Origin of the sequence: Photobacterium sp. NCIMB 13483, from assembly GCF_003025475.1 — a bacterium.
GTDB lineage: Bacteria > Pseudomonadota > Gammaproteobacteria > Enterobacterales > Vibrionaceae > Photobacterium > Photobacterium piscicola.
The window spans coordinates 328016-341839 of the sequence record NZ_PYLV01000001.1 but is presented as its reverse complement, the minus strand read 5'-3'; the positions used below and the strand labels follow the sequence as shown (position 1 = coordinate 341839).

Here is a 13824-nt window from a genome sequence, read left to right as displayed (position 1 = left end):
AAATATGGATGACAAAGGCTGAGATCATATTCTCAGCCTTTTCAGTTTTAAAACAAACTTAATTTATCGGCAGTGACCAATTCGGGTTCACTAATGATGTTAAAATATGATCCTGCCATTGGCCATTGATCAATAAATAATCTTTCGCTAACCCTTCTTGCTCAAAACCTACCGCCGTTAATACACTACCACTTTTATTATTATGTGGCATATACGCCGCCATAACGCGATGAAAATGCTTATCAATAAATATCCACTCACATACAGCAGTTAATGCACGACGCATCACCGCTTTACCCTGATAATCTTGATCTAATGAATAACCGACATGACAGGCATAAAAAGGTGACTTCACTAAATTACTAAAATTAATCACCCCGATAATAGTATTCGTTTCACGATGCTCAATAACAAAATAAAAAGCCATCTCGTGACGATGCAGAGTCGCAATTTGTTCAAGACGTTGCTGCCAACCAGCTAAGCTAAAAAAAGCCTCATGCCGTAATGGCTCCCACGGCGCTAAAAAGTGACGATTACGCTGATAGTATGCTGAAATTTGTTCCGCATCTCGCGTTTCAATCAAGCGAATTTTTATATCATCAAGTACAATAGTTGATGAGCGATGTATAATTGAATGAAACAAGTACGACCTCGACATGACAATGTTAATTGATATAACGCACATTTTATGAGTTTACATGATATTGAATACAAGCCGCATTCAATATTCGATATATTAGCATGTCGTTGTCTGTTACTCTTTGTCAGTCAATGTTATTAATTATTACGCCTTTAGTGAGTTATTGATGTATTACGATTGTATTGAAACAGAACTGGGAAATATTATGTTGCTGGCAGATCATCAAGGTCTTCGACAACTATCAATTACGAGTCCCAGCTATAGCCCTAATGAAATATGGCAACATAACCCCGAGTTTATGGCCCCCTTCATTAGACAACTCAAAGAATACCTCATCGGCTCTAGACAAAAATTCACCTTCCCTCTTGCCCCACAAGGCACCTTGTTTCAACAACAAATATGGCATGCTATTGCTGATATTCCCTACGGTGAAACCGTTACCTATGAGCAAATAGCCGCAAATATTGGCAATACCAAAGCAACCCAAGCAATCGGTATGGCTAAAAATGTTAATCCCATCCCCATTGTAATCCCCTGTCACCGCGTATTAAACAGTCATAACTCATTATGTGGTTATCGCTATGGCGAAGATATTGTCGCACTACTATTAGCCCTAGAGGCTGGCGACACCATCTTACTAGAAGCGCATCAGAACGATTAATTCAAACTCCCATCGCTTTATTGTTTATTATAAAAAATAAAGAGATAGCAATGAAAGCTATCTCTTTTATTTTACGTTTAATGATCAACTGCGTTTGCTAAGCCCATATTCTCGAAGCTTATTCGCCACCGCAGTATGAGAAACCCCTAACCGTTTAGCCAATTTACGAGTGGATGGATAACTCTGATATAGATTCGATAAAATACCAGATTCGTACCGTTTCATTATTTCATCTAACGATCCCGTTAAGGTTTCTTCATTGATAACCGTACTTGACTCATTCTCAGGTAATTGCACATCCGTCGATGTCATTTCATCCCCTTCCACCTGCGTCATCGCGCGAAATAGCACGTTACGCAACTGACGAATATTACCCGGCCAAGCATATTGTTTCAGTGTGGATGCTAATTCTTCCGATAATAACGGCTTAGGTTGATGTAACTCTTGTGCAAATTGCGCTAAGAATAATTCAGCTAATGGCACAATATCAGCAGCACGCTCACGAAGTGGTGGCACCACTAAAGCCAGTACATTCAGTCGGTAATAAAGATCTTCACGAAATGCCCCTTCAGCGACTAAATCAGGCAGTTTTTTCTGGGTTGAACAAATCACTCGTACCGATACTTTTATTTCAGCTTCTTCACCGACACGACGGAATGTGCCATCTTGTAGGAAACGCAGTAATTTAATCTGTAGGTGTTTTGACATTTCGCCAATTTCATACAAGAAAACAGTCCCTCCAGCCGCTTGTTCAAAAATCCCTTTCTTTGCCGGTTCATTAGCACTTTCAATACAACCAAATAACTCTGTTTCTGCCGCATTATCTGGCATAGAAATACAGTTAACGACTAAAAATGGTTTATCACGATGCACCGAGCGTTGATGGCAAGCACGCGCTAACATTTCTTTGCCTGTACCGGTTTCACCTTGAATCAGTAAAGGTGCATCTAATAACGCCAATTTCTTTGCTTGACCCAGTAAGTGTTTAAATCGTGATGACTGCCCGATTAAATGCTCAAAACCACTGTCACCATTAATGCTTCGCATCACTACAGGCATTTTAGCTTCAGAAAGCGATCTTAATAAAATCAACACACTAACGAGTACAGGTTCAGAGGTATCATCATTAACACAGACGGGCATAATATCCATTTGATAATCTAACCCAGCAATAACCACAATCTCGCTATGTTTCTGAGCTTGATTTCTATCTAACCAACGGGAAAAATTAAACCCTAATAAAGTATGAATATTTTCATTAAAGAGATCATCACTACGATGACCCATTAATTGCTCGGCTGCCTGATTGGCAAAATCAACTTTACCGTTTAGATTAATAGTAAAGAAGGGATCGGGTAATGTCTGTAATAAAGCAGATAATTCAGTGTGTTCACGCTCACTGGGCATAAACTGAATTTTACGTACATCGGTAACGCCATCAAGCTGACGGATCTGCGACATTAATTGGCTAAATTGTTCAAATTCAACTTCAGGACAATTTAAATAAATAATACCGATACGATCAATTTCAATCCCACGAAGATCAATATCTTGACTGGTTAAAATATCTAACAGTTCACGAGTCATGCCGACTCTATCTTCGCAAAAGACCTGTAATCTCATTGTTTACACCTTCTTGTTATTCGTTTTTTGTGCGTAATTCATTACAGTTATCCATCGAGGATAATCTTTAACAATAGTAATAATAATCATAGTGTTAAGGTTTATAATTGAGCGTCTTAATCCACATAATGAAAACAATTTGTTAGTGCATACTGTCAACTATTCCTGACAGTTATGTCAGTGTGCGACGAACCTATTAATGAGTCAAGCTACGAGATCGCATCTGTACTGATTAAATATAAAAAGAGATATTTCGGTAATAAAAAAGAGAACCGAAGTTCTCTTTTTTAAGTGCTAATGCTTGATTAACTTTTATCTTGTTTGCCTAGTTGACTTAACAAATCTCGACGAATTTCGCTTAACCTTGGTTGTTCTCCTTCCATCCACGGTAATGGACGCATAAGGTTAATCGCTTTAAGGCCTAATCGACCAGTAAGTAAACCAACACCAACCCCTTGTGCTACTCGTGTTGACATCCGTCCAGCAAGATCCATTGAAAGCATATCCATCCCTAAATCAGCCACGACTTCAGATGCACCAGCAAATGCCATATTGGCGAGCACTAACTTTACTAATTTAATCCGTGACCAATAACTAAGTTCAATACCATAAACAGCCGATATCTGCTCAATTAGACGAAAGTTACGCCAAGCAACGAGCAACATATCAGCTGCTGCTAGCGGGCTCAACGCTACCATTAATGCCGCTTCACTGGAGTATTTTGCAACCAGTTGTCGGGCTAATTTATCTTGTTGACTCACTACCATTTGATCATAAAGTGCCAACACTTCCCGATCATTATGGGTTGCCGCTAGTGCGTGTAACCAACGATCATAGCCATGATTATCCGTTGGAATTTGACTCAATTTAGCTAATTTCACACAAAAAGCTTTACCCGAACCAATGCCATCAGCGGTTAATAATTGATGGGCTTGATCACGTTCTGTCTGACGCTGTTTTAAACGACGTAAATTAATTAACTCACGCCCTAACGCACCGATACCTGCAACAGCAATACCGGCAACAATGGCACTCCATCCTAATGATAACCAATTACTGGTTTGATAAGCTGTTACGACATGGTCTACTGTTTGCCAGCCCACCATCGCAGCACCAGCAACTAATAACCCTTTAAACCAACGGTAACGGCGCTTAGGTTTAGCTGCTAAAATTTGACCAAGTGTTTGTTCACTTTCAACTTCAGCACTTTCAACGGTATCGGGTAAAAACTCGCTTTGCTGTTCAAAGTTCATCTTTACCGTTAAATCCGGTTGCTGATCACTTAATGGCTGTTGTGATTCATCAAACACTATTTTTGCTTTTAATGGCTCTGTCATTGCAATTTATCTCCCAAAAGATATTCCAATGCTTTATCCATTCGAATATGTGGTAAAGGTTCATCTACTTGCTGAGGTAATGGACGTAAATTAATAAAATCAAATCCATTCCTATTCCAAAAATCTTGATTAGGTAATCGTCGCGGCACATCACCAGGAAAGAATGTTTGTGCATTACCATCAATATCCGTTCCACGTAATGCTGGCACTTGTTTGCCTTGATAGTTAACAAACCCAGGTTCACTGGCTTGAATCGATGCTAAGCTAACACAATCCATGGTAATACCTTCAAACGAGGCGGTCTGCCATGCTTCATTAACTAACTGCTGTAATAATCCCACTAAGTTTGGGTGTTGCTCTGGTGTAATATGATCCGCTTTTGTTGCGGCAAATAGCACCTTATCAATCCGTGGAGCAAACAATCGACGTAACATTGAACTACGCCCATATTTAAAACTTTGCATTAATTGATCTAACGCTTGGCGCATATCGTTAAACGACTCATGCCCAGCATTTAGTGGTTGTAAGCAATCAACGAGTACAATTTGTCGATCAAACTTTGAGAAATGATCATTATAAAAAGCTTTCACAACATGTTGTTGATAATACTTATAACGTTTTTTTAGCATGCCAAAATTGCTATCATCAGTGGCAGTAGCAAGTTGTTGCTCGGTGTATTTATTGGTCCATATCATCGGGAAGAACTGCAATACTGGGGCGCCCGCTAATTCCCCTGGCAATACAAATCGCCCCGGTTGAACCCAATGTAACCCACCTTCAGCCTTACATTGATGCAAATAATCTGTAAATGACGCCGCGATAGTTTCAATTAACGCTTCATCAGCAGGAGCAAACGGATCAAATTGCTCCCCCATTGCTAACCATGATTGTGCTAATGCTAAACGCTGTCCTTTTAATACTTGTGCTTGTTGCTTAGACCAGCTAATAAAATCAAGCTCAAGTAACGGTAAATCTAATAGCCATTCACCTGGGTAATCAATAATATCGAGGTACAGAGTTGCCGTATCTTGAAATAATTTTAATGCCCCTTTTTGCGGCTTAAAGCGCAATGCTAATCGTGTCTGGCTAACATCACTGGTTGGTTGCGGCCATGACGGTGGCGATGATAATAAAGCGTTGATCCCCTCATCATAGCCAAATTTAGGCACATGCATGTCTAACTGTGGAACACGTTTTGAGCCCAATAAATAACCTTCTCTTACCGCAGAAAACATCGGCAAGCGAGGATTGGTACTTACGTGCAATAGCTGATTAATCAGTGAGGTAATAAAGGCCGTTTTTCCTGCGCGTGATAAACCCGTTACCGCAAGACGCACATGGCGATCAAGGCTGCGATTAACCCATTTATTCACTTCATTGCTAATTCGATTCATTACGGTTCCTAATTAACATATATGGTTTAATAAACACCCATAAAAAAAGCAGGCCTGAACCATCAGTACCTGCTTATATTGATGTTCTTTACTTAAATTCCGGCAAGTAACATCAAGTACTTTAGTGTTTGACACTAAAGTTTATTAAATTCACGATCAACTTTAAAGGCTGATGATGTCACATAAGCTTCCATTTTTTGAATTTGGACTTCACTACGCTCAAGTTCAGTTTCAACGTTATGCAATATCTGCTGGGGTGACTGCCCACTTTGCCACGGTTTTTGTTTGACGTTATGTTCAGTATATTGATGTTGTTGTTCTTTACGCTGCAAAGGCATCTTATCTAAAATTAACCAAGCGGCAATATAAGCAACCGTTGCGAAAAAACCGACACCCAATAAAAAAGCTGTCACAGCCAAAATCCGCATCAGCCAAATTTCAACACCAAAATATTCAGCCAAACCTGCACAAACACCACCCAACTTACCATTTTTAGGATCACGGTATAATGTTTTACGCATTACTTTTGCCTCCATTGTGGCGCTTCAGCATCTAGAATTCGCTCAAGCGTAACAATCCGCTCTTGCATCACCTCTGCGCGTGCCACTAAGGTTTCTAACTTTTGATGATCCTCACCAGATAATCCCTCACCTGATTTACGCTTACTGCGGTAATGAAGAATCAACCACAGTGGCGCCACAACGATCATAAACACCACTAACGGAACACTAATAAAACCCATCGACATTTGTTGTTCTCCTTTCACGCAAAGGTAATAGCACTATTCTTCTTTTGCTCTTATTGAAAAGGCAATACCTACAATTATTTATTGTTGTTTTTCGTTCATGCTTGCTTTTAGACGTTCAAGCTCTTTTTCAATATCATCTTGTGCTTGAAGATCAGCAAATTCTGACTCTAAGCTTTTTCCGCGTCCAAAACTATAGCTATCCGCTTCTGCTTCCATTTCATCAATTCGACGCTCATATTGTTCAAACTTCGACATAGCTTCATCCACTTTACTGGTATCAAGCTGACGACGTACGTCTCGACGAGTACCAGCCGCTTTATGGCGGGTCACTAATGCTTGTTGACGAGCACGCGTTTCTTGTAATTTACGCTCAAGTTCAGCTACTTCTAACGATAGTTTCTCAATCGTTTCATCAACTAATTTATATTCTTCATTTAGCGTTAACGCAACGTCAACCAATTTTTGTTTTTCAATTAATGCAGCACGAGCAAGATCTTCACGCCCTTTTTGAATCGCTAAACTGGCTTTTTGTTGCCAATCTGTTGACTGTGCTTCAATAGCAGTAATACGGCGACGCAGTTCTTTTTTGTCAGCTAATGCACGTGCTGATGAAGTACGCACTTCAACCAATGTATCTTCCATTTCTTGAATAATAAGACGAATTAACTTTTGTGGATCCTCTGCCTTATCTAATAATGAATTAACGTTAGCATTTACAATATCAGCAAAACGAGAAAAAATACCCATAATAAAACTCCTTGGTCAACCGTATTGAAGTTCACTCAATTAACGGTTTCTGTCATTAAACTCACAGTATATTGTTATGTGAGGTGTCATTCTTTTATATACATATCAATTTACGTGCCAATTTTTAAGCTGTTGTTTTTATAGAAAATAATAAACACCCTCGTTTTTCACCAAACAATGATATAGTGAATATAACTAATTATTAGTGAGATTGACCAATGAGAAAGACCGAAACATTAATCGGTGAATCAGACGCTTTTTTAGCCGTACTTGATCACGCATCACGGTTAGCAACACTTAACCGCCCAATACTAATTTTAGGTGAACGAGGCACTGGTAAAGAACTGATTGCACAAAGAATTCACTATTTATCAACTCGATGGGAACAACCACTTATTAGCTTAAATTGTGCCGCATTAGCAGAAGGTGTGATTGATTCAGAACTGTTTGGTCACGAAGCGGGCGCATTTACAGGCGCGAAAGGTCGACATCAGGGGCGGTTTGAACGCGCAGAAAATGGCACACTTTTTTTAGATGAACTCGCAACCGCACCAATGGGCGTACAAGAAAAGCTTTTACGTGTAATTGAATATGGTGAATATGAACGAGTTGGGGGTAATAAAAGCTGCCAAGCCAATGTTAGATTGATTTGTGCTACCAATCAAAACTTGCCACAACTCGCAGCTGAAGGAAAATTTAGAGCCGATCTATTAGATAGATTAGCCTTTGAAGTGATCCACCTTCCACCACTAAGAGCACGCGTTGATGATATTCTACCGCTGGCTGAACATTATGCGGTTCGTATGTGTCGTGAGATGAACTTCAGTTATTTTGCAGGTTTTAGCTCTCAAGCCCAGCAACAATTATTAGACTACGCATGGCCTGGTAACATTCGTGAATTAAAGAATGTCGTTGAACGTTCAGTGTTTCGTCACGCGCTGGAAGATGAAGTCATTGATACTATTGTTATCGATCCTTTTAGTACTTCATGGGATGCTCCTACACCAACCATCGAACAACCAACGGCCAAGCCACAGCCAAATCAAACAGTATCAACCTTGACCTTTCCGATTGATTTACGCCAACAACTACAACAGCAAGAAATCACGTGGATTGAACAATCTTTAGTCTTAGCTAAATTTAATCAAACAAAAGCAGCCGAGTTATTAGGGCTTAGCTACCATCAACTAAGAGGATTAATACGCAAATATGACCTCAATGTTAATGGTGATTAATCAATCAAATTACACATAAAATTCAACATAATTGACGCTTTTTTGCTAATTTAATTCAAAACTAGCAGGATAACTTGGTGACCGACATGGAAAATGTTAAATTTAAAAACTTAATTTCAAATAACGCCTATTAAATATGAGCGCTTACTATCGTCTTTTTATTGTTGGTTTGGTTTTATTAGCTCTCAATGGCTGTAAACAACCAACAAAAGAATCTACAACTCAACGTCATGGGTTTGTCTATTGTGGTCAAGATACACCCACAACACTTAATCCCCAGTTAACAGACGGTGGACTAACAGCAGAAACCCTTTCGGCACAAATTTTTGACCGTCTGCTATTACTTGATCCTGTTAGCCACAAACCGTTACCTGATTTGGCGAAAAGCTGGACCGTCAGTGACGATGGTCTAATATATACCTTTACCCTTCGCCAGGGAGTACAGTTTCAAACAACCGCATGGTTTACTCCAACTCGTACCATGAATGCGAATGATGTCGTATTTAGCTTTGATCGCGTGATTAACCCTGATAACCCTTTTCATCATATTTCAGGCGGACGCTATCCATGGTTTGAAAGTCTTGGGTTTGCCAATGATATCGAAGCGATTAAAGCCCTTAATCCTCATACGGTTCAATTTACTTTAAGACGCCCTGATAACTCATTTTTATCTAATTTAGCCACCAGCTATGCGGTTATTTATTCAGCAGAGTATGGCAAACAATTATTAAAATCAGGCCAAATAGGTAAATTAGACAGTCGCCCTATTGGCACTGGACCTTTTTATGTGGATCAGTTTATTCCAAATGATCTCATTCGATTAAAGCACCATACTCATTACTGGCAAGGCGCTGCGCCGATGGAACAAGTGGTGTTTGATATTTCATCACGTGGGATGGGCAATCTAACCAAATTATTAAGTGCTGAATGTGATGTTTTAGCCTCTCCCGTTGCAAGTCAGCTACCCGTTATTACTGATAATGACAATTATGAGCTATTGGCTCAAACAGGCATGAACGTATCATTCCTAGCATTAAATACTGATCTAAAACCCTTAAACAACCTTAAAGTTCGTGAAGCGATTAGTTATGCCATTAATAGAAATACATTATTAAATTCAGTCTATTACGGTACAGCCACTAAAGCAAAAAGCTTATTGCCGCCAACATCATGGGCCTACAATAATAATAGTAAAGCCATTAACTATAACCCTAAAAAAGCGAAGGCCTTACTCAAACAAGCTGGCTATGACAATGCGCAAGTGCTAACAATGTGGGTGCCTTTAGAATCACGACCTTATAACCCTAGCCCACAAAAAACAGCCGAGCTTATTCAAGCTAACCTCAAAGCCATTGGGATTAATGTGATTATTTATCATCAAGATAACGTTGGTCGTCTGGGTGTGAATGATATGAATAAATACGATATGATGCTGGCGGGTTGGATTGCAGATAACGGCGATCCTGATAACTTTTTACGGCCATTATTGTCATGTAATGCTAAATATGCAGGACTCAATGTTGCTAATTGGTGTGATGTTCAATTTGATAATTTAATTGAATTAGCATTACGTACCAATAAAACTCAACAGCGAGTTACCTATTATCAACATGCACAAGATATTCTTGATCAGCAAGTGCCTATCATTCCTCTTGCTCATGGTGTGCATTTCCAAGCGCATAACAAAACACTCGGTGGGCTGCAAATGAGTCCTTTTGGCTCACGCTCATTTTCTAGTGTCTATCGGACTGAGTAAAGTATGTTTATTTACACTATGCGTCGCTTAAATCTGTTTGTTATTACTCTACTCATTCTGACGATGGTGAGTTTTAGCATTTTAAGACTTGATACCCAATTGCAATGGGCATATGAACCCTTTTGGCAAGGCTGGTTCATTTACTTACAAAACTTAATCTCTGGTAACTTAGGTATTAGCCCGACAGGTATTCCTATGAGTACAGAAATACTCAAAGTTTTTCCAGCCACATTAGAGTTGTGCTTTTTTGCATTTATGCTGTCTTTAGTGATTGGTATTCCTTTAGGTACCATTGCCGGTGTCCGTCGTGGCTACCCAATTGATACCATCATCACTTCGATTACATTATTGGGCTATTCTATTCCATTATTTTGGTTAGCCATGTTACTTATCCTATTATTTTCATTGCACCTTGGATGGTTACCTGTTTCTGGACGCTATAGCTTGTTATACCAATTTAACCATGTAACTGGTTTTGCATTAATTGATATTTTGCTCTCCGATAAGCCTTACCGCATGGAAGCATTTTTTGATGCCATTAAACATTTAGTCTTACCAACTATTGTGCTGGCAATGGCACCAACCACTGAAGTTATTCGTTTAACACGAGCCTCAATTGCCGAAGTAATGACGAAAAACTATATTAAAGTCGCACAAACGAAAGGTTTATCAACCTTTGAGATTGTACGCCGTCACGGAATGAAAAATGCGTTACCGCCCATTATTCCTAAATTAGGTATGCAGTTTGCCGCCATGATGACTTTTGCAATGTTGACTGAATCTATTTTCAACTGGCCAGGCATTGGCCGCTGGTTACTCAATGCCATTGCCGCTCAAAACTATGTTGCCATTCAAGCAGGTGTGATTACTGTGGGTGGGTTTATTTTATTAGCCAACATTCTCTCTGATCTTGTTGGTGCCATTATTAATCCATTAGTCAGGAAGGAATGGTATGCCATCAAATAGTGTTTACCAAGAAGCCACCATCCCGACACAATGGGAGCGTTCATGGCAAAACTTTCGCGCCAATTCATTAGCTATGTTTGGCTTATGGTGTTTATTAGCACTGCTATTAATTACCATTAATGCGCGTTGGTTAGCACCCTATTCTGCGATAGAGCAAGTAGGAGAATTATTGATGCCGCCATCATGGGACAACTCTGGTCATGTCTCATTCTTTTTTGGTACTGACGATCTGGGGCGAGATATTCTGTCACGACTGTTAATCGGTAGCCAATTAACCTTTGGCTATGCTTTATTAGTTGCGATTGCATCTAGTATCATCGGACTGCTAATTGGTATTTTAGCTGGCATGAGTAATGGTCTTAAATCGAGTTTTCTTAACCATATTTTAGACACCGTTTTATCTATTCCGTCACTATTACTGGCTATCATTGTTGTCGCATATATGGGGCCGGGTGAAACTCACATATTACTCGCTATTTGGCTCGCATTAATTCCACGCTTCATTCGCGCTGTGTATACCGCAGTGCACATTGAAGTCGCCAAAGATTACATTATTGCAGCGCGCCTTGATGGTGCAAATAACTTTTATTTGCTTTATAACTCGATATTACCAAACATTCTAACCACTATAACCACTGAAATGACACGGGCTATTTCTGTCGCGATTATGGATATTGCAGCACTGGGTTTCCTTGGTTTAGGTGCACAAGCGCCACAGCCAGAATGGGGAGCGATGCTTGGTGATTCAATCGATCTTATTTACCTTGCGCCATGGACAGTTACTCTACCTGGGCTTGCAATTATGTTTAGCGTCTTAGTTGTTAACTTAGTCGGTGATGGTATGCGCCAAGCACTTAACGCGGGAATTGATTAACATGCCATTACTCGATATACGTAACCTCACTATAGAGATTGACACACCACAAGGGATGGTAAAAGCAGTTGATCGCATGAGCCTAACCATTAACGAAAGTGAAATTCGTGGTTTAGTGGGAGAATCAGGCTCAGGAAAAAGTTTAGTTGCTAAGGCTATCGCTGGTGTATGTAAAGATAACTGGCGGGTTAACGCTGACCGCATGCGCCTAGGTGATGTAGATTTACTCGCCTTGTCCCCTCGTCAGCGACGTAAAATTGTAAGCCGTGAAATTGCAATGATTTTTCAAGAGCCTTCAACTTGTCTTGATCCCTCAGAGCGTATTGGTGAACAGTTAGAAGAAGCTATCCCGTCATCATCATTTAACGGCCGTATTTGGCAGCGTTTTCATTGGCGCCAAAAACAAGCGATCGCACTACTGCATAAAGTCGGTATTAAAGAACATAAACGGATTATGCGTAGCTATCCTTATGAGCTAACCGATGGCGAGTGTCAAAAAGTGATGATCGCAATGGCGATTGCGAACCGTCCTCGACTGTTAATTGCAGATGAACCAACCAACGATCTGGATCCTATCACTCAAGCACAAATCTTCCGTTTACTCAGCCGTATGAACCAATTAGGTAACACCACAATTCTACTTGTTAGTCATGATCTCACGACCGTGACCCAATGGGCAGATAGAATAACCGTAATGTATTGTGGCCAATCGGTAGAATCAGGCACATCAAAACAACTGCTTGAATTACCACATCACCCTTATACTGCGGCACTGATGCGCGCAATGCCTGACTTTTCACTTGGCATTAGCCATAAGTGTAAATTAGAAACATTACCTGGTTCTATTCCTCCACTGCAGCATTTACCAATAGGCTGTCGTTTAGGGCCGCGCTGTCCTTACGCACAACGAAAATGTGTTGAAGTGCCACAGCGTCAGAAAATTAGAGGTCATAAATTTAGCTGTCATTTCCCGCTAAATATGAAGGATGACAACAAATGAGTTCATTACTTGAAGTTGTAAATCTAAAGAAAGATTACCATTATCGTTCTGGCTTATTCCGTCGCCGCACTATTGAAGCGGTAAAACCGGTTTCATTTCAGCTTAATGCCGGCGAAACAATCGCACTATTAGGTGAGAATGGCTCAGGTAAATCAACATTAGCTAAAATGCTTGCTGGCGTGATCACGCCCACAGAAGGCATTGTACGCGTTAATGGTGAACTACTTCATCACCATGATTATCAAACTCGCTGTAAACTAATTCGAATGATTTTTCAAGATCCAAATACTGCGCTAAATCCGCGCATTCAAATTGGACGTATTCTTGAAGGCCCATTAAAACGAAATACGAATATGACCCCACAAGCACGTGAGCGACGTATTATGGATACCTTAAAACGGGTTGGTTTACTGCCAGAGCATGCTTATTTTTACCCTCAAATGCTCGCGACAGGACAAAAACAACGTGTATCTCTCGCTCGTGCATTGATATTACAACCTTGTATTATTGTCGCCGATGAAGCATTAAATGGTTTAGACATGTCAATGCGTTCACAGATGATAAATCTGCTACTTGAATTACAAGAAGAGATGGGTTTGTCTTATGTTTATGTATCGCAGCATATGGGAGTGGTGAAACATTTCAGTGACAAGGTCATGGTTATGCAAGATGGTGAAGTGGTTGAAAAAGGACGAACCGCTAACGTGTTTGATAATCCGAAGCATTCATTAACCCAAAAACTCCTTGATAGTCACTTTAGCTCACCAACCCGAGAAAAAAGTACTCGAATACTTAATAGCACCCCTAAAATTAGTTATTAGTTATAAAAATAACGCCAGTATG

The 13824-nt window shown here is 40.0% G+C and carries 14 protein-coding genes; 7 read left to right on the top strand and 7 right to left on the bottom strand.

Features of this window, described 5'->3' with window-relative positions; genetic code table 11:
• Positions 1-58 precede the first annotated feature (58 nt).
• Complete coding sequence (gene rimJ / locus C9I86_RS01585) at positions 59-643, bottom strand: ribosomal protein S5-alanine N-acetyltransferase (RefSeq protein WP_080156709.1); 585 nt, start codon at positions 641-643, stop codon at positions 59-61.
• A gap of 163 nt (positions 644-806) precedes the next feature.
• Between rimJ and C9I86_RS01580 the strand changes: the two genes are divergently transcribed.
• A complete protein-coding gene (locus C9I86_RS01580; protein WP_080156710.1) occupies positions 807-1301 on the top strand; it encodes a methylated-DNA--[protein]-cysteine S-methyltransferase in 495 nt (164 codons plus the stop codon).
• An 84-nt stretch (positions 1302-1385) separates the two neighbouring features.
• Here C9I86_RS01580 and tyrR read toward each other — a convergent pair whose 3' ends face one another.
• From tyrR to pspA, 6 genes are all read right to left on the bottom strand, one after another.
• Positions 1386-2924, bottom strand: a complete 1539-nt coding sequence (gene tyrR, locus C9I86_RS01575; protein WP_080156711.1) for a transcriptional regulator TyrR — start codon at positions 2922-2924, stop codon at positions 1386-1388.
• 305 nt (positions 2925-3229) lie between these two features.
• The gene (locus tag C9I86_RS01570) at positions 3230-4261 is read right to left on the bottom strand and encodes a YcjF family protein (RefSeq protein WP_107275410.1); all 1032 of its coding nucleotides are present in this window, start codon (positions 4259-4261) and stop codon (positions 3230-3232) included.
• Positions 4258-5655, bottom strand: coding sequence for a YcjX family protein (locus tag C9I86_RS01565; RefSeq protein WP_107275409.1), 1398 nt, complete (start codon positions 5653-5655; stop codon positions 4258-4260). The genes C9I86_RS01570 and C9I86_RS01565 overlap by 4 nt, the downstream gene beginning before the upstream one ends.
• 134 nt (positions 5656-5789) lie before the next feature.
• On the bottom strand, positions 5790-6176 hold the full coding sequence (pspC, locus tag C9I86_RS01560) for an envelope stress response membrane protein PspC (RefSeq protein ID WP_080156714.1): 387 nt from the start codon (positions 6174-6176) through the stop codon (positions 5790-5792).
• Positions 6176-6403: an envelope stress response membrane protein PspB gene (gene pspB / locus C9I86_RS01555; protein WP_045026590.1), complete on the bottom strand. Its 228-nt coding sequence runs from the start codon at positions 6401-6403 to the stop codon at positions 6176-6178. Before pspB ends, pspC begins: the two co-directional genes overlap by 1 nt.
• A 78-nt stretch (positions 6404-6481) precedes the next feature.
• Positions 6482-7150, bottom strand: a complete 669-nt coding sequence (gene pspA / locus C9I86_RS01550; protein WP_080156715.1) for a phage shock protein PspA — start codon at positions 7148-7150, stop codon at positions 6482-6484.
• A gap of 218 nt (positions 7151-7368) precedes the next feature.
• On the opposite strand from pspA, the gene pspF reads away from it, so the two are divergent.
• The 6 genes from pspF to C9I86_RS01520 all read left to right on the top strand — a co-directional run bounded on the left by pspF (position 7369) and on the right by C9I86_RS01520 (position 13802).
• Positions 7369-8385: a phage shock protein operon transcriptional activator gene (gene pspF, locus C9I86_RS01545; protein WP_107275408.1), complete on the top strand. Its 1017-nt coding sequence runs from the start codon at positions 7369-7371 to the stop codon at positions 8383-8385.
• A 136-nt stretch (positions 8386-8521) separates the two neighbouring features.
• A complete protein-coding gene (gene sapA, locus C9I86_RS01540; RefSeq protein WP_107275407.1) occupies positions 8522-10141 on the top strand; it encodes an ABC transporter substrate-binding protein SapA in 1620 nt (539 codons plus the stop codon).
• Between the two features lie 3 nt (positions 10142-10144).
• The gene (locus C9I86_RS01535; RefSeq protein ID WP_107275406.1) at positions 10145-11107 is read left to right on the top strand and encodes an ABC transporter permease subunit; all 963 of its coding nucleotides are present in this window, start codon (positions 10145-10147) and stop codon (positions 11105-11107) included.
• Positions 11094-11981, top strand: a complete 888-nt coding sequence (gene sapC / locus C9I86_RS01530; protein WP_080156719.1) for a putrescine export ABC transporter permease SapC — start codon at positions 11094-11096, stop codon at positions 11979-11981. The genes C9I86_RS01535 and sapC overlap by 14 nt, the downstream gene beginning before the upstream one ends.
• Position 11982: 1 nt before the next feature.
• On the top strand, positions 11983-12981 hold the full coding sequence (locus C9I86_RS01525; RefSeq protein ID WP_107275405.1) for an oligopeptide/dipeptide ABC transporter ATP-binding protein: 999 nt from the start codon (positions 11983-11985) through the stop codon (positions 12979-12981).
• Positions 12978-13802 (top strand): ATP-binding cassette domain-containing protein, encoded by an 825-nt coding sequence (locus C9I86_RS01520; protein ID WP_080156721.1) that lies wholly within the window; start codon positions 12978-12980, stop codon positions 13800-13802. Before C9I86_RS01525 ends, C9I86_RS01520 begins: the two co-directional genes overlap by 4 nt.
• The last annotated feature ends 22 nt before the right edge of the window (positions 13803-13824 follow it).